Annotated in this window: 20 protein-coding genes; 9 read left to right on the forward strand and 11 right to left on the reverse strand. The window is 63.2% G+C overall.

Annotation, left to right across the window (positions count from 1 at the left end; translation table 11 throughout):
- Positions 1 to 25 precede the first annotated feature (25 nt).
- A complete protein-coding gene (locus NG898_RS16520; protein WP_252693412.1) occupies positions 26 to 1,096 on the reverse strand; it encodes a VOC family protein in 1,071 nt (356 codons plus the stop codon).
- 9 nt (positions 1,097 to 1,105) lie between these two features.
- Positions 1,106 to 2,791: a bifunctional 3-(3-hydroxy-phenyl)propionate/3-hydroxycinnamic acid hydroxylase gene (locus NG898_RS16525; RefSeq protein WP_420803698.1), complete on the reverse strand. Its 1,686-nt coding sequence runs from the start codon at positions 2,789 to 2,791 to the stop codon at positions 1,106 to 1,108.
- Positions 2,792 to 2,910: 119 nt separating this feature from the next.
- Between NG898_RS16525 and NG898_RS16530 the strand changes: the two genes are divergently transcribed.
- Entirely contained in the window at positions 2,911 to 3,678 is a 768-nt protein-coding gene (locus NG898_RS16530) for a TetR/AcrR family transcriptional regulator (protein WP_252693413.1), read from the forward strand.
- Between the two features lie 8 nt (positions 3,679 to 3,686).
- Here NG898_RS16530 and NG898_RS16535 read toward each other — a convergent pair whose 3' ends face one another.
- A complete protein-coding gene (locus tag NG898_RS16535; RefSeq protein WP_252693414.1) occupies positions 3,687 to 4,586 on the reverse strand; it encodes a LysR family transcriptional regulator in 900 nt (299 codons plus the stop codon).
- A 103-nt stretch (positions 4,587 to 4,689) separates the two neighbouring features.
- Between NG898_RS16535 and NG898_RS16540 the strand changes: the two genes are divergently transcribed.
- Complete coding sequence (locus tag NG898_RS16540; protein WP_252693415.1) at positions 4,690 to 5,553, forward strand: SDR family oxidoreductase; 864 nt, start codon at positions 4,690 to 4,692, stop codon at positions 5,551 to 5,553.
- Positions 5,554 to 5,751: 198 nt separating this feature from the next.
- Entirely contained in the window at positions 5,752 to 7,254 is a 1,503-nt protein-coding gene (locus tag NG898_RS16545) for a GGDEF domain-containing protein (protein ID WP_252693474.1), read from the forward strand.
- Positions 7,255 to 7,279: 25 nt separating this feature from the next.
- Here NG898_RS16545 and NG898_RS16550 read toward each other — a convergent pair whose 3' ends face one another.
- Positions 7,280 to 8,569 (reverse strand): hypothetical protein, encoded by a 1,290-nt coding sequence (locus NG898_RS16550; RefSeq protein WP_252693416.1) that lies wholly within the window; start codon positions 8,567 to 8,569, stop codon positions 7,280 to 7,282.
- A 65-nt stretch (positions 8,570 to 8,634) separates the two neighbouring features.
- Positions 8,635 to 10,932: a LamG-like jellyroll fold domain-containing protein gene (locus tag NG898_RS16555; RefSeq protein ID WP_420803699.1), complete on the reverse strand. Its 2,298-nt coding sequence runs from the start codon at positions 10,930 to 10,932 to the stop codon at positions 8,635 to 8,637.
- A gap of 308 nt (positions 10,933 to 11,240) precedes the next feature.
- On the opposite strand from NG898_RS16555, the gene NG898_RS16560 reads away from it, so the two are divergent.
- Complete coding sequence (locus NG898_RS16560; protein ID WP_252693417.1) at positions 11,241 to 12,158, forward strand: LysR family transcriptional regulator; 918 nt, start codon at positions 11,241 to 11,243, stop codon at positions 12,156 to 12,158.
- Positions 12,159 to 12,197: 39 nt separating this feature from the next.
- Here the strand turns inward: NG898_RS16560 and NG898_RS16565 are convergent, their stop codons facing one another.
- From NG898_RS16565 to NG898_RS16575, 3 genes are all read right to left on the reverse strand, one after another.
- A complete protein-coding gene (locus NG898_RS16565) occupies positions 12,198 to 12,980 on the reverse strand; it encodes a substrate-binding domain-containing protein (RefSeq protein WP_252693418.1) in 783 nt (260 codons plus the stop codon).
- 55 nt (positions 12,981 to 13,035) lie between these two features.
- Complete coding sequence (gene tcuC / locus NG898_RS16570; protein ID WP_252693419.1) at positions 13,036 to 14,331, reverse strand: MFS transporter; 1,296 nt, start codon at positions 14,329 to 14,331, stop codon at positions 13,036 to 13,038.
- A gap of 223 nt (positions 14,332 to 14,554) precedes the next feature.
- Entirely contained in the window at positions 14,555 to 16,141 is a 1,587-nt protein-coding gene (locus NG898_RS16575) for an isocitrate lyase (RefSeq protein ID WP_252693420.1), read from the reverse strand.
- 442 nt (positions 16,142 to 16,583) lie between these two features.
- On the opposite strand from NG898_RS16575, the gene NG898_RS16580 reads away from it, so the two are divergent.
- A complete protein-coding gene (locus tag NG898_RS16580) occupies positions 16,584 to 17,831 on the forward strand; it encodes a saccharopine dehydrogenase family protein (protein ID WP_252693421.1) in 1,248 nt (415 codons plus the stop codon).
- Positions 17,832 to 17,861: 30 nt separating this feature from the next.
- Here the strand turns inward: NG898_RS16580 and NG898_RS16585 are convergent, their stop codons facing one another.
- Positions 17,862 to 18,911 carry an AI-2E family transporter gene (locus tag NG898_RS16585; protein WP_252693422.1) on the reverse strand — a complete coding sequence of 350 codons (1,050 nt, stop codon included), beginning with the start codon at positions 18,909 to 18,911 and terminating at the stop codon, positions 17,862 to 17,864.
- A gap of 252 nt (positions 18,912 to 19,163) precedes the next feature.
- On the opposite strand from NG898_RS16585, the gene NG898_RS16590 reads away from it, so the two are divergent.
- On the forward strand, positions 19,164 to 19,445 hold the full coding sequence (locus NG898_RS16590; protein WP_252693423.1) for an antibiotic biosynthesis monooxygenase family protein: 282 nt from the start codon (positions 19,164 to 19,166) through the stop codon (positions 19,443 to 19,445).
- A 352-nt stretch (positions 19,446 to 19,797) separates the two neighbouring features.
- On the forward strand, positions 19,798 to 21,555 hold the full coding sequence (locus tag NG898_RS16595) for a GGDEF domain-containing protein (RefSeq protein ID WP_315862499.1): 1,758 nt from the start codon (positions 19,798 to 19,800) through the stop codon (positions 21,553 to 21,555).
- Positions 21,556 to 21,568: 13 nt separating this feature from the next.
- On the opposite strand, the gene NG898_RS16600 is transcribed toward NG898_RS16595, so the two are convergent.
- Positions 21,569 to 22,381 carry an AraC family transcriptional regulator gene (locus NG898_RS16600; protein ID WP_252693425.1) on the reverse strand — a complete coding sequence of 271 codons (813 nt, stop codon included), beginning with the start codon at positions 22,379 to 22,381 and terminating at the stop codon, positions 21,569 to 21,571.
- Positions 22,382 to 22,511: 130 nt separating this feature from the next.
- Here NG898_RS16600 and NG898_RS16605 point away from each other — a divergent pair, with 130 nt between their 5' ends.
- Positions 22,512 to 23,180, forward strand: a complete 669-nt coding sequence (locus tag NG898_RS16605; RefSeq protein WP_252693426.1) for a glutathione S-transferase family protein — start codon at positions 22,512 to 22,514, stop codon at positions 23,178 to 23,180.
- 7 nt (positions 23,181 to 23,187) lie between these two features.
- Here NG898_RS16605 and NG898_RS16610 read toward each other — a convergent pair whose 3' ends face one another.
- Positions 23,188 to 24,990: a methyl-accepting chemotaxis protein gene (locus tag NG898_RS16610; RefSeq protein ID WP_252693427.1), complete on the reverse strand. Its 1,803-nt coding sequence runs from the start codon at positions 24,988 to 24,990 to the stop codon at positions 23,188 to 23,190.
- A gap of 231 nt (positions 24,991 to 25,221) precedes the next feature.
- On the opposite strand from NG898_RS16610, the gene NG898_RS16615 reads away from it, so the two are divergent.
- On the forward strand, positions 25,222 to 25,850 hold a 629-nt coding region (locus NG898_RS16615), incomplete at its 3' end, for an alcohol dehydrogenase catalytic domain-containing protein (RefSeq protein ID WP_252693428.1).

Raw genomic sequence — 25,850 nt, forward strand, 5'->3', positions numbered from 1 at the left:
GGGGCTGTCGGTAAATGAAGCGGGGTTACGCGAAGAGCTTGGCCAGCGTGCGCAGCTTGCCGACTGTCAGGTCGGGGCTGTTCCGCAGGTTCTTCAGCAGGGCGACAAGCTTGGAGAGGGAGAGCTTGGGTTTCGTAAAGCTGCGCGGCATGACCGGACCCCACTGCGACATCGCTTCGCGGCTCACGGCGTGGATGCCGGTCGGCTTGTCGGCGGTGAACATATCGCCGTCGCAGTAGTGCTCGTGCTTGTCGCCCCAGGGGTCTTGCCAGTAATCGAAAATCTGGCTGCCCAGGATGTGCCGGCCGATGCCCCAAGCATGTTTCCAGCCGCGCTCGCGCAGAATGCGTTGCCCCATGCCGATGGCATCGGCGTCGATCACTTCAAAGGCGCTGTGGCTGTAGACCGGCGCGAAGCCCTGGGCGAGCGCCAGCGTGTGGTGATCGGCAGGCGTAGCGCCCAGGTCAAGCCGCATGAATGCCACCGCCGGCGAGCCATCGGGCAGCACCTGCACATCGCTTGGAATGAAGCCGAAGTGCTGCGTGTACCAGGCGCTCGTGGCTTGGTAGTCGGCCACTTCCAGCACGACGTGGCCCAGGCGGATGACCTCCTGCGGCGCGGCCTGAACGCGCTGCGTGTCATTCACACGGACAATGCTGTCGGCCGTATTGAGCGTCATGGCGGCGCGATGCGGCAGCGTGCCGCTGGGCGCCTGGCCCCACACGGCCTCAACACGAAAGCCGGACGGATCATGCAGGCGCACGCACAGTCCCCCGCCCGGCGCAGTGATGGGCTCCACGCCCGATGCGCCCGGCAGGCGGGCGAGCGCTTCCAGGTCTTTGCTGTCGGCAACGCGCAAGCCGAATCCGGCAAAGCGGTCTGTGTCTGCCTTGTTGACCACGTAACAGAACGGGGCGGTACTGGTGCCGCGCATGAACAATCGCTCGCCGTCGCGCGCCACGGTGTGCAGGCCGAAGTCGGTGAGGAATTGCTCTGCCTTGGTCAGGTCAGGCCGCTCGAAGATCAGGTAGGCCAGTTCGAGCGCCTTGGTGGTTGGGTTCGGGTGGCGGGCAGGTTGGGCTGTCGTGAGTTTCATGGTGAGACCTCAAGCGGCGCGTGCGACGGGAGCCAGGGAAGACACCTGCCCGGCAGATGCGCCGAGCAATGCGAGGCTTTCTCGGACAAGGCGGGCGGCATCCTGTACCGGGCCGTCATGGACGATGGTGCGGTCAGGCCGGATGACGGCGGCCCAGCCGAAGGGTACGGAGCCCGGCAGAAAGACACCTTCAAGGTCTTCCCAGTGCTCGCCTTGCGCCACATGCAGGCGCTGGCCCCGATGCGTGATCTGGACCACCTTGCCGCCCGCCGCTGCAAACGCCTTGGCGGTGTCGGCATCCAGGTGTGTGCTGGCGTCATGGCCAAAGCCGATCAACGCTAGCCCGGTGCCAAACACGTCGTCGCTCAATTGGGTCGCGCCATCGCAGCCGCGCACCCAGCCTTGGGCCAGCACGGCACCACGGCGCAAGCGCGATCCGCCCTTTCCCTGCACGAACAGACCCCGTGCGAATGCGTTCTTCGGCTTGATGCCGAGTTCTTCGAGCTGGGTACGCAGTGGTGGAACCAGGCGCACAAGGCGCATCAGCCCGTGCGTGATCAACGCAACGCCGGCGTTGCGCGGCATCACCAGCTTGCCCATGAACTTGGCGAGATTGATCATCGCCTTCGCATGCGGGCGGCGCTCGCGGTCGTACGAATCCAGGATGCCCGGCGCTGCCCTGCCCTGGACGACCCATGCCAGCTTCCAGCAGAGATTGGCCACATCGCGCAGGCCGGCAACCAGTCCTTGTCCGACGAAAGGCGGCGTGATGTGCGCGGCGTCTCCGGCAAGGAAGACGCGCCCCTTGCTGAAGGTATCGACCACACGCGCGTGGAAGCGATAGACGGCTTTGCGCTCGATGACGATGTCGTCGACGTTGCACCAGGGCTTGAGCAATGTGCGGATGCGTTCGTCCGATTCCATTTCAGCGCGCGTTTCACCGGGGCTCAGCATGAACTCCCAGCGCTCCCGCCCGCCCGGGGCCGTCATGTGAGGCGTCGGGCGGCGATGGTTGCAGAGGAACTCAACGTGGTCGATGGGGCGCGGCACATTGCGCGCATCGACGATGAGCCAGTCTTCGGCAAACGTCTTTCCCTTGAAGGCCTGTCCGATCAACCCGCGCACCACGGAGCTGGCACCGTCTGCCCCGATGACGTAGCGCGCACGCACGCGATGCGTCTGTCCGCCGGCCACTGCGACCGAAGCCACAACGTGGTCTTCGGCGGCTTCCAGCCCCATGAACTCCGCGCCCAGCGCGATGTGTACGCCGTCGTACTGCTGGAGCTGGCGCCTCAGGCTGCGCTCCAGATCGGGCTGGTAGAACGTGACGAGCTTCGGATGGCCGTCTGCGCCGCCAAGCGTATTCACGCGCGCGAATTCGCCAAACACCGGCGAGCGCATGCGCACAAACGGGATCGCAATGGTGTCGAGCTCGCGCTCGCCAATTCCGGCCAACTGCAGGATGCGCAGCGCCTCGTTATCCAGCGCAATGGCGCGAGGCGCCATGAAGATCTCCGCGGATTTCTCCACGACCAACACCCGTACGCCGTATCTGGCCAGCAGGTTTGCAGCCATGGCACCCACGGGGCCAAAACCCACTACCAGCACATCGACTGCAGAAGTCAAATCGGCAGCGGGGGCGCACTGGGGCGCGAACGGAAGCGCTTCTTGCGCCTCTTGTGCAGCTGTCTCCACGCGAACTCCTGTTCTTGTATCGCCCATTGAGCGGGCGTTTTCGATATTCAAATCATAACTGATAAGTTTGTCAACTTTGATCAGGTTAAACTCTAACGCCGCTTCATCGATTCGATCCCATGCCCCGCACTCCCACTTCCCGCGCCGCCAAGGCCGTCAAATCCGCCACAGCGGCCGCAGCCGCCACGTCGGCGGCCACCGCTGTTGAAGAAAAGGAGCCGCGTGGCGCGCGTCGCAAACGCGAGACACGGTCGCGCCTGTTAGAGGCGGCGCTCAAGCTGATGGCCGAGAAGGGAATGGAGGGCGTGGCGATCAACGAGATCACCGAGGCTGCGGATGTCGGCTTTGGCTCGTTCTACAACCACTTCGAATCGAAGGAGGCGATCTACCTGGCGCTGACGGACTGGGTGTTCGAGGAGTTCGCAGACACGCTGGATCGGATTGCCGAGGGTCTTGCCGATCCAGCCGAAGTGATCGCCGTATCCGTGCGGCACACGCTGCTGCGCGCGCGACGGGAGCCGGTGTGGGGACAGTTCCTGATTCGCGAAGGATTCTCGCCTCGCATCCTCAGCCGTGGGCTTGGCCAGCGGCTGCTTCGCGACATCGGGCGTGGCGTTGCGGCAGGTCGGTTTGACGCGCCCGATCCACTGATGAGCCTGATTTCCGTTGGCGGGACCGTGCTCGCCGCCGTGGCTGTGGGCGTGCAGATCGACGCGCAGACGGAGCCGGCAGCCACGCTGTTGAACGGCCTCGCCGACAGCAAGAGCGATTTTCCGGAGCGGGCGGCATCGGCACTGCTGCGCATGCTCGGGTTGGACCACGCCGAGGCGGAAGACATCGCGCATCGCCCATTGCCGGAAATGCGCGGAGACCCCGAAGCGCTATAACCGGCTGCCTATGCTGCGGAATGAAGATAAGCCGCCAGCTCTTCGGGCTCGCCCGTCGGGAATGCGTCTTTGAGGTGCTCGAGAAAAGCGGAAACGCGAGCGCTGAGCAACCGCCTGGAAGGATAAAGCGCCCATAGCGCGATATCGGGGCCGTCTACATCGCCCCAATGCACCAACGTGCCGGCCTCCAGATCGTGGGCCACGAGCGACACCGGCAGGCAGGCGGCGCCCACGCCAAGACGGACTGTGTCGCGCACCATGATCAGCGACGACAGGTGTGCGACGGGCCTGATCGCTATGCGCGACTTTCCCCGGGGCCCTGCGACATCCCAGCCAGCGCTTCCAGAGCCGGGGCCTCGAAGGACAGCCGGCGCAACCGTCTTGCCTGATGGCCGCGCCAGTTCCGGCGTTGCCACGACGACGAGGCGATCACGCAAGAAGACGCGTCCGATCAGGCTTTCGTCCGGGTCCGGATTGACCCGAATCACGAGGTCATACCCTTCCTCGATCATGTCGACGCCACGGTCTTCGGTCGTCACCTCCAACTGCACCTCGGGATATTTCAGCGCGAATGTGGCAACCAGCTTGCCCATGGCGATCTGGGAAAAGAGCATTGGCGCGCTGATGCGCAGACGGCCGCGTGGCCGATCGCTTCCCGATGCAATTGCCGCGGCGCTCTCGGCAATCTCGGTGAGCAGCGCGCCGGTACGCTCGTACAGCGCATGCCCTTCCTGTGTGAGCTTGAGCCCGCGAGGCCCGCGCTCAAACAGCCGAAGCTTAAGACTGGTCTCCAGTTCAGACACCCTGCGAGACAGCGTCGCCTTCGGACGCCCGCTCGCGCGCGCCGCCTCGCCAAAGCTTCCATGCCGGGCAACCAAGTTGAAATCGGCAAGCGCAAGCAAATCCATGTGTTCCACCAGTGAGATACCCAGTCTATTTATAGCATCTTCCGGACCACAGATGGATCACCTACCTTAGCTGGGAACCCAACCCACTCAAAGAGTGAACATCATGACCATCCTCGTTACTGGTGCTACTGGCCGCGTCGGCCGCCAAGTCGTCAATCAGCTCGTCAACCGCGGTGCAGACGTGCGCGCACTGGTTCGCGACCCGTCAAAAGCCGACTTCCCGGCCAGCGTGAATGTCGTGCAAGGCGACATGCTGGATCTCGAATCGCTTCGGCGTGCCTTTGCTGGTGTCCGGACGCTGTTCCTGCTCAACGCGGTCGCAGGGGACGAATTCACCCAGGCGCTTATTGCGCTGAACGTTGCCCGCGAATCCGGCGTTGAGCGCGTCGTCTATCTGTCGGTCATGCACGCCGAGCGCTTCGTGAACGTGCCGCACTTTGCGGTGAAGTCCGGCGCAGAACGCATGATCGAGCAGATGGGTTTCAGCGCCACCATCCTGCGTCCGGCTTATTTCATGGACAACGAGCACATGGCCAAGGACGTCATCGTCAACCATGGCGTCTACCCCATGCCGATCGGCAGCAAGGGCATCGCCATGGTGGACACGCGCGACATCGCAGAAGTTGCGGCCATCGAACTGATCCGTCGGGACACGGCACCGGGCAAGCTGCCGATCGAGACCATCAACCTGGTGGGCCCCGACACGCTGACTGGCGCTGAACTGGCCTCCATCTGGTCACAAACCCTCGGCCGTCCGATCGTCTACGGCGGCGACGATCCAACCGGCTTCGAGAACAACGCGGCGAGCTTCCTGCCCAAATGGATGGCCTATGAGATGCGCCTGATGGCGGAGCGTTATGTCAGCGATGGCATGGTTCCGCAGGCTGGCGATGTCGAGCGTTTGACCCGCATCCTGGGCCGACCGCTGCGCTCGTATCGCGATTTCGCTGCCGCGCTCGCCGGCTAAGCCGGCCGGCGTTGGGCTCGGTCCAACCGGAAAGCCCGGCATGAAAAACCGCTTGTTGGACTGCAGTTTTCCGGTCTTGTGCCGATTACCAGCGGTGATGGCGTGCCACGCACGCATCAACATCGCCTCAGACAGACCGCATCTCTGCCTCGTCAAACAGGCAGACATGCGGTCTGTCGTTGTGCTCAAGACAACGACATGCCCCTTCGCCCCCTCGCCCGACGGCTGGCCACATCGGCAGGCCACCATCCCTTTATCGTTGGTGCGCTGGGGACGCTGCTGACATTGATTGTCCTGGCAATCAGTGCACTCACACTTTGGGCCAACCGCGAAACGGCCATCGAGCACGCTAACGAAACCTCAAGGAACGTCGCTGCCGTTCTGGCAAGCCACATCTCGCGCACTGTTGAATCGGCAGATCAGTCGCTGCAGACGCTGATCGCCGCACTCGACAAACCCAGCATTCGACACCTCGATCCTGAGGTACAGCACGACCTGCTGTTCAGCCCGACAGCCTCTGCCCGGTATGTCACGGGCATGGGCGTTACCGACGACAAGGGCCGGCTCATTGACGGTTGCTGTTCTGTGACACACCGCTGGGATTTCAGCGACCGCGATTACTTCATCGTCCATCGCGACCACGCAAACGTTGGCCTCTACATCTCTGCCGTCTATAAGGCGCGCTCTCGCGGGGGCGTGGAAGCCATTGCGCTGAGCCGAAGGATGAACCGCGCCGACGGGACGTTCGCGGGCATCGCACTGGTCGCAATCGATCTGGATTACTTCAAGCAGCTTCTTGAAAAACTGGATGTCGGGCCGCGCGGCATTACGGCCATTGTCCGGACTGACGGAACGCTGGTGGCAAGAAATCCGCCGCCCGGCGCAGCCCGCGCGCTCAATCTCGGCAAATCGTTGACGTTCCCGCGCATGGTGAATCAAGAGTCCGGCTTCTACGTAGCACCGTCGACCAGCGACGGCGTGCTGCGCCTCTATACGTTTCAACGTGTGCCCGGCACCCCCTTCATCGCCGTGGTGGCCCCGGCAATGAGCGATGCACTTGCGCCGTGGCAGCGGCTGTCGTGGATCGTGGGGTTGTCGTCGCTGTCGGTGAGCCTGGCTTTCTGCGCAGGCGTATGGCTGCTGGCTTTTGCGCTGCGCGGGCGCGTGATGGCCGAAAGCCACCTACGCGAGCTTACGCAAACCGACCCGCTGACCGGCCTGAAGAACAGGCGCGCGCTGGATGTCGCACTGGAAAACGAGTGGGACCGTTTGCAACGGAATGACAGTCGCCTATCCGTGCTGTTTGTCGATGCCGATCACTTCAAACGCTACAACGACGAGCACGGGCATGCCCAGGGCGACTCCGCGCTCCAGTACCTCGCCAACTGCATTGCCAAGCATGCGCGTCGACGCGGCGACCTTGCAGCCCGATACGGCGGCGAAGAGTTCGTGGTGTTGTTGCCCGATACGGGCGAAGCCGGCGCCAGGCAAATCGCTGAAGCGATACGTGCCGAAGTGGAAGGGAACCGCACGGCAGAAGGGAGCCCAGGCTTGGCTCCCTTCACAGTGAGCGTCGGTTGCGCTACGGCGCGCCGCTCGAGCTTCGCGTCACTGGATGCAGTGACCAAGGCTGCGGACGATGCGCTCTACGAAGCCAAACGCAAAGGGAGAAACCGCGTTGACTGTGCGACGGTTGCCTAACCTCGCATGAGCGCCGCGCGCCCGGTTATTGCAGCGTGGCCCCGCCCCCGCCCAGATACAGACCGAGCAGGCGAGCAAACTGGCCACCGTCGGTGTTGATCGTCGTCTGGTACGTACCGCCCGAGCCGAAGACGATGGCGAAGGTATGGCCGTCGCCGTATTCCTGCGTGTTGCGCAGCATGTAATCGACCCGGTTATCGCGATAGTGCTGGTTGGTGCCACCCGGCGTGCTGGACGCCACACCCAGCGGCGTCTGCCACCAGAGAATCGGCAGCCCATTGCCCAATGCGGTCCGATAGTCCAGGTAGCCGCTTTGCGACTGGTGGAAATTCGGCGTGTTGATGTTGGCCTCGTCCCAGTAGAACGTGCCGCTGCGGCCCGTGCACTCCGACACGGCGGCAACTTCCAGGCAGCCGGCGTCACGGTCGCTGGTCTGCGCAACGATGAAGTCGGCCTGGTGCGCGGCCGCAGCACGCATTTCCCCCGCCACCGCAGTCGGCGATCCTGACCAGAACGCGGGCGGGAATCCGATCAGCGCCTTGGGTGCAATCTGGCGCGCCATCTGCACCAGACACTGCCCGATGCCGGCGGCTGTGTTGGGCAGGCTGCTGCATTCGGGCTGGCTGCTCACCACCGCGGCCATCTGCGTCGGATCATGGTTCGGTGCCTGCGCCAACACGTAGCCCCAGAAGTCGGGCTCCAGGTTGACCAGTACAGGCGCGTTCAGGGCGGCAATGCGTTGATACATCAATCGCGCCTGGCTCCAATACGTGTTCATGAACGTCGCATCGGTGATGCCGCTGAGGTTGCCGTCACCGTTCTGGGCCATCTGATAGAAGGTGAACATCGGCGTTGCGCCATAGGCCTGGGCGGCCTGCGCGCTATACGTGATGTAGGCACCGTCGGGGCTGTTCCAGTAGGGCCACGAGCCAGGTCCCGCGCCGACGAGGTAGACGTCGATGATGTCCGGCCGAATGCCCTGGCTTTGCATATCCGAAATCGACTGGCTCGAACCGAGGCCGACGAGCACGCGCGAAGGCTTGCCCAACTTGGCGACGAGTGCGGCGCTGGCCGACTGCGTGGATGTACTGCCGCCGGTGGTTCCACCTCCAGTTCCGCCGCCAGTTCCGCCGGTCTGGCCACCCGTGGTACCACCTGTGGTACCGCCCGTGGTGCCTCCGTTGGTACCGCCTTGTGTTCCAGTGCCGTTGCCTGTCGTGCTGCTGCCCTGCGTGCTATCGGCCCCGCCGCCACAGCCAAATAGCGCGAATGCAATCGCGGCAGCGGCAATCCATCGTTGAGAAAACACGGTCATCGAAAAAATATCCTTGAAAGAAAAGGGGTATCTGGTTGCCGGGGCCTCCATCGGGCCTGTGGCAATCAACTCGTCATGAGCGACGCAATCTGGGCAGCGCTGAGCGCACCGCGATAGATGCGGAAATCATCGATCCGGCCGCTGAAGGTTGGGTCTGTGCTGTATTGCGATTTGCCCAGCCAGTTCTGCGTGGTGCTCTCCAGGCGGAACGGTGCCTGGAACATGGCTGTGTTGGTGCTCACGGCGGCACCGTCCACGTACAGCGTGCCGGTGGAACCCGAGAGCGTCACGGCCACATGCACCCATTGCTTGCTGGGCAGCTCGGTGGGAGCGTCGATGATCTGTTCCGGAGGGCCATCGCCGGGGCCATTGGCCGTCATGGCAAAGCGCATGCCGGCCCAGCCGCTGCGCAACTGCCCGCGGGGCGTCAACATCATGTAACGGTGAAAGCCCGTTCCGAAGTCGAACAGGCGGGCCCAAGTTTGTGAGCCATCCCAGAACACCCACGCCGCGATGGTGAAGTCCGACACATCGACCAGGAGGTCGTTGGGCAACGCCACGTAGGCGCCCGAGCCGTTAAGCGAGACCGCGTTGCTGCTGCGTCCGGCACCCCATGCCGCACCGTTGAGCGTGGCGTTGCGACCGTTGCCGGAGCTGTCTGCTGCGGTGGTGCCGCTGCCCTCATCAAAGGCGAGATGCGCAAGCAGCTGCACCGCCGTGATTGCTTTTACCTCGTTGGAGACGGTCGATTCACCGCTAATCGTTTGCGCTGTCACAACATAAAAATACGTGCCGGCAGCGGGCGGCGTATCGGTGTAGGTCAGCAGGTCTGTGACACCGCTGCGGATGGTGGTGTACGGGCCGCCGGCAATCGTGGCGCGCTTGACGCTGTAGCTGGTGGCGTTGCTGGTGCCCCACCACGACAACACGACCTTGCCCGCGCCGGCATGCCCAGTGAGGCCACTCGGTGCCGCTGCGGGTGTTCCAGGGTCGAGCGTGCACGTGAGCGTGCCATAGCCCAGCTGATCGAAGCCGCCACTGTTGGGGCCGTAGTTGCCGCCACCGCCTTCCGGCGCCACGTGGTCAGCTGCACGCTTCGTGTAAGGCGCCGCCAGGCCTTTCCGGTTGATGTAGTGGTTGGCCACCAGCGCCCAGCACGGGCGGCCCAGGGCACCGCCCTGCCCTCCGGTGGACAACTGCGTCTGGATGACGCCGGCGCTGTTCTGGTACGTGACAAAGGGCACGGTATAGAACGTGCCGTCCAGCTGCGTCAGGTTGGCTTTGGCGACGTATTCGGCGCCCGCCAGGAAGCGGTTGTTGTCATAGCCGTACAGGTCAATGCCCTGATTCCACGCCATCTCGCAAATGGCACCGGTCAATGCAATGCCGAGCGTGCTGTGGCCCTGATCGCGGCCGGCCTCCTGCCATTGCCCGAGGTTGCCGGGGTGCATGTAATACACGGCCTGCCGGATACAGCCGTTGCTGCCACCGGTCTTGAAATGGGTGATGGCCTCGTTGACGAGATCGGCATCGTCACACAGCACACCAATGGCCAGAATGCACGCGATGTTGGCCAGGCCCCAGTTGGCCCAGTAGTGCGTATCCATGGCCGTGTCGATACGCGTGAGGAAACCATGACTGGCAGGGTAGAAGACCTTGCGCATCATCGACTGGAAGGCAGCCAGGCCGGCACGGCTCCAGCCGCTGTAGCTGCGCATGATTTCGGCCGCGTTGGCGAACTCGTAGCCATAGATGCCGGCGGCCAACGCCACGTCGCTGCCGCCCAGCGTCGTCAGCGTCGAGGCCCACTGGTCCAGATACTCGATGGCTTTGTCGGCGTATTGCTTGTCGTTCGACACTTTCCAGCGCAGCGCGTCGCCATAGGCAGCGGCGATGTCGTGGTAGAGCGTGCCGTAGTTCTGAGCACGCGTCGGGTCATTGCCCCGGTAGATGGCAGCTTGCGGATTCGGCTTGTTCGTCAGGCGAGTATGGCCATTCGCAACCAGCACGTTCCAGCTATCGATCCAAGGGGACGCGTGGGCCCCCACTTTGGTGCGCATGCGCGCGAAATCGGCTTCTGTATGCAGCAGGCCTGGATGCGTGAAGCTCTGGATCTGCACGGCCCCGCTGGGCGGCGCAACGGGCGTCTTGTTGATCGGGGCGCCCGGCGCGGTGGTGCTGCCGCCTGCCGTTGTTGCCGGGGCGACGCTCGCGGCGTCGGCATCATCGCCCCCGCCCCCGCAACCGGCCAGCAGCGAGGCCCCCAGCCCCATCACGAAGTGTCGGCGCGAAATTTTCGTCATGCTGCCCGGCTGGCAAACCTCTTCCAACGGCGGCCTCCCCGGCACCGGCTTGTTGCTCATACACCCTCCCAACTTTTTCTTGTTGTCGTCAAACCGTGCGCAGCGTTGCACGAACCGTGCCACACCCCCTACGAAAGAGGGGTGACGCGGCTTGGTGCGCCATGTGACACGAAGCGTCAGCACATTTCAATGCATTGGCAGGTTTGATGAGCTTTTTTGATAAAGCGCGGGTGCGCGTTCCGGCATGGTTCCTTGCGCAAATGGGTGCATTACCGTGACAGCAGCATCGCTTCCGTCCTTCTCCGCCCCGTGTCACCCCGTGATAAATCGCGCAAAATGCTGCGCATCTGAGATGTGGAGGCAAGCCGGTGGGCATCAATTTCGATTTGACGGACTTGCAGGCGTTTCGCGCGGTGGTGGAGTTGGGCAACTTCCGAAAGGCCGCCGAGGCGATCAGCATTTCCCAGCCCGCGTTGAGCCGTCGGATCGATAAGCTCGAGAGCGCGCTGGGTGTGCCCTTGTTCGAACGCACCACACGCAGCGTCACGCTCACCACCGTCGGGCGCGTGTTTGCGCGCAGTGCTGAACAATTGCTCGACGACCTGGACGTCGCCCTGCTCGGCATCCGCGACGTTTCATCGAGCCGCCTCGGGCACGTGACCATCGCATGCGTGCCGTCGGTGGCCTATTACTTTCTGCCGAACCTGATTGCGACCTACCACCGCCGCTTTCCGCGCATCAGGGTCAAGCTGCTGGATGCAGGCGCGAACGAAGTGCTCGGTGCAGTCATCAGCGGCGAGGCAGATTTTGGCGTGAGCTTCATAGGCAGCCAGGAGCCCGAGATCGAATTCAAGATGCTGCTGCAGGAGCGGTTTGTTGCAGCGTGCCGGCGCGATCATCCGCTCGCCCGCAAGAAGCGCGTTACGTGGAACGAGCTGTACGCGCACGAATACGTATCGGTAGACAAGACGTCAGGCAACCGCCTGTTGCTGGACCAGGCGCTGTCAGCCGTGGCGCCGCGAGCGCCCAGCGTGTGCGAGACGCGGCACGTCACCACCATGCTGGGGTTGGTTGAAGCGGGGCTTGGCGTTGCCGCGGTGCCATCGATGGCCATGCCGGGGCGTGACCACCCGATTCTCACGAGCGTGCCGCTGGTGGAGCCGGTGGTGAACCGGCGCGTAGGCATCGTGAAACGGCGCGGCCGTGCGCTGACACCAGCCGCGGAGGAATTTCACCGGATGATCATTGAAGCGAAGCGTGGCGGCGTGACAGCAAGCAATGCATAGCCATGACCGCTTGATGTGCCACGCGGGCGCCGTCGTGCCTCAATGGGTAAGTACTGAATCGAGCCCAGTCGATTTGACGTCTGCCTGCACACCGGGCGAAGCAAGGTAGTCAAGTAGCGCCTTGGCTTCCTTCGGATGCTGTGCGCCAACGGGGACGCCCGCGGCAAAGCGCGTAACCGATTGCAGCGACTCCGGGATCTTTCCGACGAAGGTTGCGCCCTGCACCGGCAGCAACTCGCTCACTTGCTGAAAGCCGATTTCATAGTCGCCGGTGGCCACCACCGACGCCACCGGAATGCGCGGGATCATCTTCGCTTTCGCCTTGACCTGATCTTCAATGCCGAGCTTCTTGAACAGCTCGCGCTCGATATAGACGCCGCTTGCGCTGTCCGAGTAGGCAATCGACTTGGCATGCAGCAGCGCTTGCTTGAGCCCCTCCGGCGAGCTGATGTCGGGCTTAGCCGCGCCTTCGCGCACAACCATGCCGATACGCGAGTCGGCCAGTTCCACGCGCGAGTCTGGAATGACCTTGCCTTGCTTGATCAGATCGTCGAGCGCGTAGCCGACCATGATCACGGCGTCGGCAGGCTCACCGCGCGCGAGCCGATTCGGAATCGCTTCGGGCGATTTGCCCATCGAGGGTCCAAGCGCGGTGTTGAGCGTGTTGCCCGTCTGCGATGCAAATTTCGGCCCGAGCACCTTGTAGGCGGCGGTGAAGCCACCGGAGCTCATGACGTGCAGCTCGGCTGCCTGGACGGGCGCTGCAACTGCCGAGGTTGCGACGAGCGCGGCTGCGCACAGTTTCAGAAGCAGAGTCTTCATGGTGGTGGTCATGCCAGGTCGTACGTGTTTGTGAATATGCGGAACGCGCTGTGCGTCAGTGCGCCGGTGCCAGCACCACCGCGCGACGGCGATAGAGCGTCAACGTCGCCAGGAGGGCGCACACGGCGGCAAAACTCATCCAGTAGCCGGGGGCCGCCTTGTCGCCCGTCATGTGGATGGCGGCCGTCGAGATGGCGGGGGTAAAGCCACCAAACACTGCCGTCGCAAGGCTATAAGCGAGCGAGAACCCTGCAACGCGCACCTGCACGGGCATCACTTCTGTGAGCGCAACGACCATCGCACCGTTGTAGATGCCGTACATGAACGACAGCCACAGCAGCACGAGCAGCATGTTCATGAAGCTCGGCGCGTGCGCGAGGAACGACAGCGCCGGATATGCGGTGGCGATGGTGAGCACTGTCATGCTGATGAGCAACGGCCGACGGCCGATCCTGTCGGAGAGCACACCTCCAATCGGCAGCCACACGAAGTTCGACACCCCCACGCACAGCGTGACGAGCAGGCTGTCGGCCGTGCTCAGGTGCAAGACCGTTTTGCCGAACGTGGGCGCATACACGGTGATGAGATAGAAGCTCGTGGTGGTCATGGCAACCAGCATCATGCCGGCGATGACGACGCCCCAGTTTTGCGCCAGCGTGCTGAATACGTCGTTCATGCTCGGGCGATGCTTGCGTGCCTTGAACTCCTGCGTTTCTTCAAGATTACGGCGCAGCACAAAGATGAACGGCACGATCATGCAACCGACGAAGAACGGCACGCGCCATCCCCATGCGGCGATGGCCGGTGCGCTCAGCCATTGGTTGAGCACAAACCCCAGGCCCGCCGCCACGACGATTGCGACCTGCTGGCTGGCCGACTGCCAGCTCGTGAAGAAACCCTTGCGGCCCGGCGTGGCCATCTCGGCCAGATACACCGATACGCCGCCCAACTCGGCACCCGCCGAGAAGCCCTGCAGGAGGCGCCCGAGCAACACGAGCGCAGGCGCCAGGAGGCCGATCGTGGCGTAGCCGGGAACGAACGCGATCAGCACGGTCCCGCTTGCCATGATCGACAGTGTGACGATCAAGCCCTTTCGGCGACCGACATCGTCAATGTACGCACCGAGCACGACGGCGCCCAGTGGCCGCATGAGGAAGCCGGCGCCAAAAACGGCGAAGGTCATCATCAGCGAGGCGAACTCACTCTGGGCGGGGAAGAAGACGTTGGCGATCTGCGTGGCGCAGAAGCCAAACAGGAAGAAGTCGAACTGCTCCAGGAAATTCCCGGCAGTGACGCGGAAGACCGCGGCGGCCTTTGATTGCCCGGTCGAAAGGCTGGACTGGGGGTGCATCGAGGTGTCTCCTGGAAGCCAAAAAAAGAATACGCCGTCGAACGGCGTTTTGTCGTTTTGGCAATATTCACCGGGAGACCGACAAACGGGAAGTGCAATTTTCGGAAGGATTGATGTTCGTTTGTTATCAATCTTTTCTGGCCTGCATCGCCACGTTTTCGCGAAAAAAAACGCCAACCCGCAATGGGTTGGCGTTCTGCTTGAAGTAAGACTTATCCGTGAATCAGTGGAACTGGTTCATCGTGTTGTCCTTACCGGCAGCCTTCAGCGCTGCTTCGCCGCTGAAGTATTCCTTGTGGTCGTCGCCGATGTCCGAGCCCGACATGTTCTGGTGCTTGACGCAGGCGATGCCTTGGCGGATTTCCTTGCGCTGCACGCCAGCCACGTAACCGAGCATGCCTTGGTCGCCGAAGTATTCCTTGGCCAGGTTGTCGGTCGACAGCGCGGCGGTGTGGTACGTCGGCAGCGTGATCAGGTGGTGGAAGATGCCGGCTTCGCGCGATGCATCGGCCTGGAAGGTGCGGATTTTCTCGTCGGCGAGCTTGGCCAGTTCGCTGTCGTCGTATTCCGTGCTCATCAGCGCAGCGCGCTCGTAGGCCGACACATCCTTGCCGGCTTCCTTCATCGCGTCATACACCTGCTGGCGGAAGTTCAGCGTCCAGTTGAACGACGGGCTGTTGTTGTACACCAGCTTGGCGTTCGGGATGACCTTGCGGATTTCGCTCACCATGCCGCCAATCTGGGCGATGTGCGGTTTTTCGGTTTCGATCCACAGCAGGTCTGCGCCGTTTTGCAGCGAGGTGATGCAATCCAGCACGCAACGTGCTTCGCCGGTGCCGGCACGGAACTGGAACAGGTTGCTCGGCAGGCGCTTCGGACGCAGCAGCTTACCGTCGCGCTTGATGACGACGTCACCGTTGCCCAGCTGGTCGGCCGACAGCTCTTCGCAGTCGAGGAACGCGTTGTATTGGTCGCCCAGGTCGCCCGGCGTGTTCGTCACGGCGATCTGCTTGGTCAGGCCTGCGCCCAGCGAATCGGTACGGGCGACGATGATGCCGTCGTCCACGCCCAGCTCCAGGAACGCGTAACGGATCGCGCGGATCTTGGCCAGGAAGTCTTCATGCGGCACGGTGACCTTGCCGTCCTGGTGGCCGCACTGCTTCTCGTCCGACACCTGGTTTTCGATCTGGATGCAGCAGGCACCCGCTTCGATGAACTGCTTGGCCAGCAGGTACGTGGCTTCTGCGTTACCGAAACCGGCGTCGATGTCGGCAATGATGGGCACCACGTGCGTGACGTGGTTGTCGATCTTTTCCTGGATGGCGGCCTTGGCGGCTGCGTCCTTGGCGGCGTCCAGTTCGCGGAACAGGCCACCCAGTTCACGAGCATCGGCCTGGCGCAGGAACGTGTACAGCTCGCGGATCAGCGCGCTGACAGAAGTCTTCTCGTGCATTGATTGGTCCGGCAGCGGGCCGAACTCCGAGCGCAGTGCGGCGACCATCCAGCCCGACAGGTACAGGTAGCGGCGTTCGGTGCTCTTGAAGTGCTTCTTGATGGAAATCATCTTCTGCTGGCCGATGAAGCCGTGCCAGCAACCGAGCGACTGCGTGTACTTGGCCGGATCGGCGTCGTAGGCGGCCATGTCGGCGCGCATGATCTTGGCGGTGTACTTGGCGATGTCCAGACCCGTCTTGAACTTGTTCTGGGCACGCATGCGCGCAGCGTACTCGGGGTTGATCGCGTTCCATGCGCTGCCGTAGGTTTCTTTCACACCGGCAACTGCCTTGATGTCGTCTTGATACTGGGCCATGTCAATTTCCTGGAAATAAAGCGCGTTTGAGAAGAATCGGTTGCGTGTGCAGCTACGGACTTCGAAGCGAGCAGCGTGGATTTATTGTAGGTCGGCTTTGACGCGTCGCAGCAAGGTCTTATATAAGACATAAGACTTAGTTTCTCTTTATTTTTCAAAGAGATAGCAAACAAATTTTGCGATGCGGAACGTGTTTTCAGCAAACGGGACGGCGGCAACGAAGAATTTTGGGGTAAATTCCGCAATGTGAAACGGCCTTTCAGGTGCTGAAGTCCGGCAAATTCACCGGTGCAACACCGAGGGACGCGCGTCAACCTGGAGCGGCGATACCCGCGCAGCCAGTTGCCGGGCGGGCTCGGCGCCTTCACTATGTGCTTGCCGCTCAACGATCGAAGTGGCGCAGGCCAGCGCCCTCATCCGCCCACAGCAAAAGGAAGACCCCATGCTCGCTCCGGACTACGACGTGGTCGTCTTTGGCGCCACCAGCTTTGTCGGCCAGATCCTGACCCGCTACCTGACCGAACAGTTTTCGGCCGGTGAAGAAACGCTGCGCTGGGCCATCGCCGGCCGATCCGACGCAAAGCTGCTGGACCTCAAGCGTTCATTGGGCGCGGCAGGTGAATCCCTCCCGATCATCGTGGCGGACGCAGCAAACGAAAAACAGTTGCGCGCACTGTGCGCACAGACCCGGGTGGTGGTCTCCACGGTTGGCCCCTACGCGCTGTACGGCGAGCCTTTGATCAAGGTCTGCGCCGAAAGCGGTACGGACTACTGCGATCTCACCGGTGAGACCCAATGGATCAGGCGCATGATCGACAAATATGAAGCGACGGCGCAGCAATCAGGAGCACGCATCGTGCATTGCTGTGGCTTCGACTCGGTGCCATCGGACATGGGCGTCTACTTCCTGCAGCAACACGCCATGCGGGAATGGGGTACGCCGGCCACGCAGGTGAAGTTGCGGGTCAAGACACTCAAGGGCGGCGCATCTGGCGGCACGGTGGCCAGCCTGATCAACGTCGTGCAGGAAGCCGCTGCCGACCCCACCTTGCGCAAGGAACTGGCCGACCCTTACGCGCTCTGCCCCAAGGGCCACGGCTACACGGCACGCCAGCGCTCGGTCCGGGGCGCAGCATTCGATGCTGATTTCGATGTGTGGATTGCGCCCTTCGTCATGGCGGCCATCAACGAGCGCGTGGTGCACCGCTCCAACGCTTTGTCCGGCAACGCCTATGGCAGCCAATTCAGATACGACGAAGCGGTGATCACCGGGGCGGGCCTGAGCGGTCGTTTGAAAGCCGTGACGATGGTGGCCGGTCTGGGTGCCTTCATGCTCGGCATTGTCATCAAGCCCATCCGCATCGTGATGGAGCGTTTTCTGTTGCCCAAACCCGGCGAAGGCCCTACGCCAGCGGCACAACTAGCAGGCCGCTATGACCTGCGGCTCTTTGGCCGCACCGATCAAGGGAACACCTTGCGCGTGAAGGTGACCGGGGATCGCGACCCCGGCTATGGCTCGACCGGCAAGATGCTGGGTCAGGCTGCCGCCAGCCTCGCGCTGGACCACGTGAAAGACGACGGCACCAAGACCGGGCGCCCGGGCGGTTTCTGGACGCCGGCCACGATGTTTGATGACCGATTCATCGAGCGCCTGACCCGCCATGCAGGTCTGCGGTTCGAGCGGATATAAGCACGATGGGCCGCCCGCCGGGCCGAGGCATCATTCGTTCTGCCCGCGCGCAAAAATATCCCAGCTGGCCATGAAGAGCGCAGCGACCAGCGGCCCGATCACAAAACCGGTGATGCCGAACAACTCCATACCGCCCAGGGTGGAGATCAGCACGACCCAGTCGGGCATCTTGGTGTCCTTGCCGACCAGCAAAGGGCGCAGCAGGTTGTCGACCAGGCCGATCACCCCGCCGCAGAACGCGACGAGGATCACGCATTTCCAGACCGCGCCCACCATCAGGAAGTAGAGCGCGACCGGAATCCACACAAGGCTGGCGCCAATTGCGGGCAGCAGTGACAGGAAGGCCATCAGTGCGCCCCACAGCACCACGCCGTCAATGCCAAGGATCCAGAAGATCAGGCCGCCGAGCGCACCCTGCACCAGCGCCACGGCAATGTTGCCTTTCACGGTGGCCCGCACGACGGTCGTGAACTTGGTCAGCAGCAGGCGCTTGTGCTCTTCGTCCATCGGCAGCGCACGGCGCACTCGGCGGCCGATCTCGGCGCCATCGCGCAGCAGGAAGAACACCATGTACAGCATCACGCCAAAACCGACCACGAACTGGAACGTGTTCTGCCCGATGCTCAGCGCCTGCGTGGCGGCAAACTGACTGATCTGCGCGGCGCCGTCGGCCAGCTTTTTCTGGATGCCTGGGATGTTGGTCAGGCCGGCTTTGGCAAGCAGTTGCTGCACCCATGTGGGTAGCGCATGAACCGCTTCGGAAAGGTACCGGGAATAATTCGGCTGCGCGCTCTGAATCTCCTGATAGGCAACACCGATTTCCTGCACGATGGTCGCCGTCACAAAGATGACGGGCAGGATCACGATCAGGATGATAAGGGCGAGCGTGGTGAGCGCAGCGAGATTGCGCCGCTTGCCCATCCGGGCGACCAGCGCGCGCTGCACGGGCTGGAACAGGATCGCCAGGATGACACCCCAGAACACCGCGCCAAAGAACGGCGAGAGAATCCAGCAGAGCCCGAGCGTGACGACGAACAGCAAGAGGTAGAAAAATTTCTGGTGGTCGTTTCCGCTATCCATGGGTTGCTTTCGCTTGAAGGTGACGTCTAAAAGGCCCGAGCAGGATCCAGGCCAGGCAATGAAATTCGAGTATGCCCGCGCAACCGCGGTTGTCATAGGGGCGGCCGGCTGTGCAGACAGGCTTACGAAGCCCGCCGAAGGCTGGCGCCCACGGTTGAACAACCCCGAAGCCGGCCAGGCTATGGCAACGGGCATTGCCAGCTATAGTCTCCTCACCCATCCAACCGAACGGAGCACAACGTGGTATTCGAAATGGCCCACATCGAAATTCTCGCCGGCAAGCAGCGCGAGTTTGAAGCCGCCGTCCAGCAAGCCCTGCCGCTATTTGCCCGCGCCAAGGGCTGCCACGGCGCCGAGTTGCACCACATCGTCGAGCGCGACACCAGCTACGTGCTGCTCGTGCGCTGGAACACCGTGGAAGACCATATGGTCGATTTTCGCGAGTCCGACGACTTCCAAGAATGGCGCAAGCTGGTAGGGCCGTTCTTCGCCAAGGCGGCGGAAGTCGTGCACTCGGAGGTGGCAGTCAAGTAATCGGCCCGCCCGAATCATTCGATCCTCCCCCAAGGCACGAGATACGCGGCGTTCTCGGCTTGCACTCATCTCGTGCCTTGCCAGCGCTACGGCCTGACCGTCCGGCTCCTTTTTCTGTGCTCCGGCCTGAACATCCCGTAAGAATCCTTTTGCATTTGTTTGCAGTCCGCTCCCGCGGCGCGAGTTGAATGGCAGCGTAAAGAAGCCCCCGATGCTGCCGTTAGCCAGAGATGTGCACTGCGCGCGGCAATGAGCGCGGGCACCTGTGCCACCCGTTCGCAACAGCCTCCCGGCTCTGCCCAACCGCCCGCCAAGACGCTCAACCACTCCGTTCATGTCTTCTGAAACGTCGATGGACAGGCGCTTTGGCGCCAGCGTCGCCATCGTCCTCGTTCCCGTGTTGTCGTTATCGTGCTGGCTGCTGGGCTACGCGTGGCTGGCGTACGGCCGCGCCGACAATGCAGCCCGCAGCGTCCAGGCGCTGCGCATGACACTGCTGGCCATGGAGAAGGTTTCAGCCGAACGCGGCCCCACCAACGGCGTGCTGGGCGAAGATTTGCCGGTAGCGCCCGAGCGCATCGCGGCCCTGCAACGCATGCGCGCCGCCAGCGACAAACACATCGCCGAGTTACTCGACGCCTTGGGTCCGGAACATTGCCCAGGCTGCGAAGCCGACATCAAGGCAGCAGGCCGCGCCCAAACGAACTTGGCCGCGGCCCGCGCCAACATCGACCGGCTGACCGCCCTGCCCTTGCGCTCGCGCGGCAGCAGCGACCTGGCCGACGGCGTGAACCGCATGATCGCGGTGATCCCGGAATTCCTGCCCATCGTCAACGCACGCACGGCCAACATCACGCGCGGCGATCCTGACGTGCTCAATTGCCTGACGCTGGCGCGGCTGTCGGCCGATTTGCGTGAATACGCGGGCCAGCTCGGTTCGCGCTTTACCGGTGCGCTGGCCATGCACCGCATGCTCACATTTGAAGAGCAGCTTGCCATCGAACGCACGCAAGGCCGTATTGACCAGCTGCGCAGCATGATCGAGACCCGCGTGGGCGCGCAGGCGGCATTGAACCAGCACGCCGTCACCACGCTCGGCGCGCAATACTTCGGCGACGGGCTGCGCTACGTGGCCACCGTGCGTGCAAAGGCCAGCCAGCCCGGCGGGGTCGATATCACCCCTGCCGCATTTGCCGAGCGCTACGTGCCCACCATGCGCGCCATCACGCATTTCCGCGACATCGTGCTGGGCCTGGCGGATGACGACATCCGCGAACATCGACGCGCGATGCTGCTGGTGCTTATCGGCTCGGCAGGCGCCGTGGTGTCGGTGTTGGGCGCGCTGGCATGGATGACGATTTCGTTCCGCCGCAACGTGGTGGGGCCGTTTGTCAATGCCACGCGGCTGATCGACGGGATTGCGCGCGGCAACTTGAGCGTGCACATCCCGACCGGCTTCGCGCGGCGCGAGATCCGGGCGATGTTCGAGGCGATCCGCGTGCTGCGTATCAACAGCATCGAGCGCCGCCGGCTGGAGGTGGAACGCGCGCACCTGATGCAGGAACTCTCGCGCATGGCCGAGACCGACCCGCTCACCCATCTGCTCAACCGCCGCGCCTTTGAAGACCGTGCCAGCGCGATGTGCAAATCGCCGCAGCCGGAAGCGCGGCTCATTGCGCTCATCATGTTCGACATCGACCACTTCAAACGCATCAACGATACGTACGGCCATGCCGTGGGCGACGAAGCGCTGCGCACCGTTGCAAGCCTGTGCCGCGCCGAGGGCCCGTCCGCCGACATGGTGGCGCGCATCGGCGGCGAAGAATTCGCGGTGATGGTGTGGGCAGATAACCTCGCGCAGGCGCGCGCTGTGGCCGATCACCTCCGCCATCGCATTGCCGAGGTGACGGTGCCCACCGGCACCGATCTGCCCTGCCGCATGACGGCCAGCTTTGGCGTGGCGGCAGCACCTGCAGCCGATGGCCCCGAACTGGAGCCGCTGCTGCGGCGTGCAGACCGATTGCTGTATGCCGCCAAGCTGGCGGGGCGCAACTGCGTGATGGCGGATCGCCCGCCTGCGTCGCCAGACGTGGCGCTCACGGCGGATTGATGCGCCGGGCGCGCTAGGCCTGATTGGCGCGCCGATACTCCGCGGGCGCCTTACCGACAAGGCGGCGGAAGTCACGCGTGAAGTGGGCCTGGTCAAAGTAACCGAGCCTATGCGCAAGCTCAGCCAGATCCACATCCGCGCCGTTGGCAAGCTGGTCGGCCGCTTCATGCAAGCGGTATCGGCGGATCACCCACTTGGGTGTCACACCCACATACTCAGAGAACAATTGCTGGAGCGTGCGTTCGCTCATGCCAGCGCGCTCGGCCAGGTCGCGCACCTGGATCAGGCCTGCGTCCTGGTGAAGCGACTGCAAGATGCTGTGGATGCGCTCAACCTGGGGATCGGGCGGCGGCAGCACGCGCAGCAGCAGCCTTTCTGCGGCAGACACCATGCCGGCGTCGTCACGTGCGCACAGCACGATCTCTTCTGCCTGCGCATCGCCAATGCCAAGCACATCGGAAACCGGCATGGTCTTGTCGGTCAGCAAACGCGCCGGTTTGCCGAAGAACGCGCGAAACGCACCTGGCCGAAAGCGCAGGCCGATCACGCGGCCCGTCTCGGCCAACGTGGTTTCGAACGCGCCCGATACCACGCCAAAAACGGCGGTCTGCTGACGGTCGAACACCAGGTTGACGCACGGATACGGCAGCGTGCGCTGCGTATAGGGCGGCTGGCCGCGCAAGTCCCATTCGACAATCCAGTGGTGATCGAGCACCCCGGCCAACGCAGCACTCGGCTCGTAACGGTTCAGGCGAAAACGCTGGCGAAACGCCAGCGGGTCGACCACACCCTTTGGCTTGGCGGCAACGTCACGTAGATCGGTCATGGAAGCGGCGGGGGCACAGACAATGCCGCGATGATGCACCGCCGCAGCGGATTTTTCCAAGACGCAGGCATGCCTCGCGCCTACAGTGACAGTCTTTCCTCACCCGTTTCCATCGCATACGGAGCCGACGATGCCCCAAGACCGCCACCTGATCCTTTACCACTCGCCGCGCAGCCGCTCGCGGGGCATGCGCATGCTGCTCGAAGAACTCGGTGCCGACTACGAGGTACACGCCTTCGACCTGACCACGGGCCAGCACAAGACGCCGGAGTTTCTCGCGCTCAATCCGCTGGGCAAGGTGCCGACACTGCGTCACGGCGATGTGATCGTCACCGAGCAGGTGGCGGTGTATCTCTATGCGGCAGAGCTGTATCCGGAAGCCGGGCTGTCGCCCGCGGTGGGCGACCCGCTGCGCGGCGCATATCTGCGCTGGATGGCGTTCTACGGTTCGTGCTTCGAGCCCGCTGTCGTCGACCATTCGATGGGCCGCCCGCCTGCCGCGTATTCGACCTCACCCTATGGCGACTTCGATACGGTCATTGCCGCGATCAACGCCCAGTTGGCCAAAGGGCCCTACTTCCTCGGCGAGCGCTTCACGGCGGCAGACGTGCTCTGGGGCGCCGCACTGGACTGGATCACGATGTTCAAGCTGATGCCCGAAACGCCCGTGGTGCGCGCGTATATCGACCGCATCCTGGCACGGCCCGCGGTCAAGCGCGCCCGGGCCGCAGACCTCGCTCTGGCGGAAGAACAGGACAAGGCAAAAGCGGCCGCCAGCGCAACCGCTCCCCAGGCCTGAGCCCAGTTCAGTGCGACAAGCGGAACTGCCCCACCGCCTCGTTCAGGTTGTGGGCCTGTTCCTCCAGCGACTCCGCGGCGGCCGCCGCCTGCTCGACCAGAGCGGCGTTCTGCTGCGTCACCTGGTCCATCTGGTTGACGGCCTGATTGACCTGCTCGATGCCGCTGCTTTGCTCTTCCGACGCTGACGAAATCTCGCCCATGATGTCGGTCACACGCTTCACCGCATCCACGATCTCCGCCATCGTCACCCCGGCCTGATCAACCAGCGCCGTGCCGTTGCTCACGCGATCCACCGAGTCGTGAATCAGCGCCTTGATTTCCTTCGCAGCGCCCGCCGAGCGCTGTGCCAGGCTGCGCACTTCGCTGGCCACTACGGCAAAGCCGCGGCCTTGCTCGCCAGCGCGCGCGGCTTCCACCGCAGCGTTCAGCGCCAGGATGTTGGTCTGGAAGGCAATGCTCTCGATCACGCCGATGATGTCGGCGATCTTCTTGCTGCTTTCGTTTATGCCGCCCATGGTTTGCACGACCTGGCCGACCACGTTGCCGCCGCGCGTGGCAACGTCAGATGCCGTCACGGCAAGCTGGCTGGCTTGACGCGCGTTGTCGGCGTTCTGCTTCACGATGCTCGTCAGTTCTTCCATGCTCGACGCCGTTTCTTCCAGCGAGCTGGCTTGCTCTTCCGTGCGCTGCGAGAGATCTGCATTGCCGGCAGCAATTTCCTGCGCGGCCGAGCGCACCGAGTCGCTGCCCAGGCGGATCTGCTGCATCACGGCGGTCAGCTTGTCGGCAAACGTATTGAACGAGCGGGCGATCTGGGCGACTTCGTCTTCGCCATCTGAGGGCAGACGCTTGGTGAGGTCACCGCTGCCCGAGCCAATGTCGTCCATGGCATCGCGGATCATCGACAGGCGACGGAATGCGCGTGCCGTCATCGCACCCACGATGAGTGCCGCAACGATGGCTACGCCCACCAGCGCGCCGATCGACGTCATCACCAGCGAGCGCATGCCGGCCGTGGCATCGGACTTGTCCAGCGCCACCACCAGGCCCCAGTCGGTGCCTTTTACGCCTTGGCGGTAGAGCAGTTTGGATGCGCCATCCACCGACACTTCCACCGGCTTCTCCGCCTGCGCCAGCGATGTCAGCGTGGCTTCGTTCAGCCCTGCCGACAGATCGGTCGCCGGCTTGAGCGTGAGCTTGTCATTCGGGTGCGCGACGATCTTGCCCGCCGCGTTGACGATAAAGCCGAAGCTGGCTGGCGTCGGGTGAATGGCCTTCACGTTGGCGATCACGCTGTCCATCGCCACGTCGCCGCCGATCACGCCTTTGAGCGTGCCGCCTTCCAGAATGGGCACCGCGAAAGTCACGACGAGTTGGCCGGTGCTGGCACTCACATATGGCGGCGTCACCACGGGCTTGCCCGCCTCCACGGCCTGCTTGTACCAGGGGCGCGCGGTTGGGTCATACGTCGGCGGAATGCCTTCGGGGTTGGAGAATTTGTACGACTTGTCGGGGTAGCCGACATAGACGTTGATGAAGCCGCCAGCCTTGTGCACGGCCTTGAAGACCGGAATCGGATCGGCAGACACCGCCACTTCTTGCAACGACACCACCATCTGCGTCTTGGACGCTACCCAGTCGTCGATGCCAGCGATGTGGCCGCGCGCGACGGACTGCAAGTTCTGGCGGATGGACTCGTCGTTGTACGAGCGCGTTACGAGATAGTTGAGACCGCCAGCGAAGGTCAATGCGCCGACCACGATGGCGACGCAGGTCAGCAAAATGCGAGTACGGATGGATGCAAGCACGGTATGGTTTCCTACTACGAGGCCCATGGCAGGGATTCCACCATGTAAGGCATGCGGCACACGGCCCAGTCGGCCTGCCGTCGCACATGAAACGGCCGTCGTAAGGAAATCTGAAGTCTGATCTGCATGACATGACTTCGCTGTCACGTTGCCTCAGCAGGCAACGTTCTACAATCGCCCTTCCTACGCTGCCCAAGTCGGGCGAGCTGCACTTCAAGAAAAGGAATGCGCATGAAAACCAAAGCCGCCATCGCCTGGAAAGCCGGTGCTCCGCTCACTGTCGAGGAAGTGGACCTGCAAGGCCCGCGCGCCGGCGAAGTGCTCGTCGAGATCAAGGCGACCGGCATCTGCCATACCGATTACTACACGCTCTCGGGCGCCGACCCCGAAGGCATCTTCCCGGCGATCCTCGGCCATGAAGGCGCGGGCGTCGTGCTGGAGGTGGGCGCAGGTGTCACGTCGTTGAAAGCTGGTGACCACGTGATTCCGCTTTACACGCCGGAATGCCGGCAGTGCAAGTTCTGCCTCTCGCGCAAGACGAACCTGTGTCAGGCCATTCGCGCCACGCAGGGCAAGGGCCTGATGCCGGATGGCACGTCGCGTTTCTCGCTCGACGGCAAGCCGCTGTTCCACTACATGGGCACGTCCACGTTTGCCAATCACATCGTGGTGCCGGAAATTGCGCTGGCAAAGATCCGCCCCGATGCGCCGTTCGACAAGGTCTGCTACATCGGCTGCGGTGTTACCACGGGCGTGGGCGCCGTGGTCTACACGGCCAAGGTGGAAGCTGGCGCCAACGTGGTCGTATTTGGCCTGGGCGGCATCGGGCTGAACGTAATTCAAGGCGCCAAGATGGTCGG

The organism is Ralstonia mojiangensis (genome assembly GCF_023955645.1).
Classification (GTDB): domain Bacteria; phylum Pseudomonadota; class Gammaproteobacteria; order Burkholderiales; family Burkholderiaceae; genus Ralstonia; species Ralstonia mojiangensis.

What these genes read in the sequence shown, in the direction of transcription:
- NG898_RS16520 (WP_252693412.1), bottom strand. Translation starts at nt 1,096, where the DNA reads ATGAAACTCACGACAGCCCAACCTGCCCGCCACCCGAACCCAACCACC.
- NG898_RS16530 (WP_252693413.1), top strand. Translation starts at nt 2,911, where the DNA reads ATGCCCCGCACTCCCACTTCCCGCGCCGCCAAGGCCGTCAAATCCGCC.
- NG898_RS16535 (WP_252693414.1), bottom strand. Translation starts at nt 4,586, where the DNA reads ATGGATTTGCTTGCGCTTGCCGATTTCAACTTGGTTGCCCGGCATGGA.
- NG898_RS16540 (WP_252693415.1), top strand. Translation starts at nt 4,690, where the DNA reads ATGACCATCCTCGTTACTGGTGCTACTGGCCGCGTCGGCCGCCAAGTC.
- NG898_RS16545 (WP_252693474.1), top strand. Translation starts at nt 5,752, where the DNA reads ATGCCCCTTCGCCCCCTCGCCCGACGGCTGGCCACATCGGCAGGCCAC.
- NG898_RS16550 (WP_252693416.1), bottom strand. Translation starts at nt 8,569, where the DNA reads ATGACCGTGTTTTCTCAACGATGGATTGCCGCTGCCGCGATTGCATTC.
- NG898_RS16555 (WP_420803699.1), bottom strand. Translation starts at nt 10,932, where the DNA reads ATGAGCAACAAGCCGGTGCCGGGGAGGCCGCCGTTGGAAGAGGTTTGC.
- NG898_RS16565 (WP_252693418.1), bottom strand. Translation starts at nt 12,980, where the DNA reads ATGAAGACTCTGCTTCTGAAACTGTGCGCAGCCGCGCTCGTCGCAACC.
- tcuC (WP_252693419.1), bottom strand. Translation starts at nt 14,331, where the DNA reads ATGCACCCCCAGTCCAGCCTTTCGACCGGGCAATCAAAGGCCGCCGCG.
- NG898_RS16575 (WP_252693420.1), bottom strand. Translation starts at nt 16,141, where the DNA reads ATGGCCCAGTATCAAGACGACATCAAGGCAGTTGCCGGTGTGAAAGAA.
- NG898_RS16580 (WP_252693421.1), top strand. Translation starts at nt 16,584, where the DNA reads ATGCTCGCTCCGGACTACGACGTGGTCGTCTTTGGCGCCACCAGCTTT.
- NG898_RS16585 (WP_252693422.1), bottom strand. Translation starts at nt 18,911, where the DNA reads ATGGATAGCGGAAACGACCACCAGAAATTTTTCTACCTCTTGCTGTTC.
- NG898_RS16590 (WP_252693423.1), top strand. Translation starts at nt 19,164, where the DNA reads ATGGCCCACATCGAAATTCTCGCCGGCAAGCAGCGCGAGTTTGAAGCC.
- NG898_RS16595 (WP_315862499.1), top strand. Translation starts at nt 19,798, where the DNA reads ATGGACAGGCGCTTTGGCGCCAGCGTCGCCATCGTCCTCGTTCCCGTG.
- NG898_RS16600 (WP_252693425.1), bottom strand. Translation starts at nt 22,381, where the DNA reads ATGACCGATCTACGTGACGTTGCCGCCAAGCCAAAGGGTGTGGTCGAC.
- NG898_RS16605 (WP_252693426.1), top strand. Translation starts at nt 22,512, where the DNA reads ATGCCCCAAGACCGCCACCTGATCCTTTACCACTCGCCGCGCAGCCGC.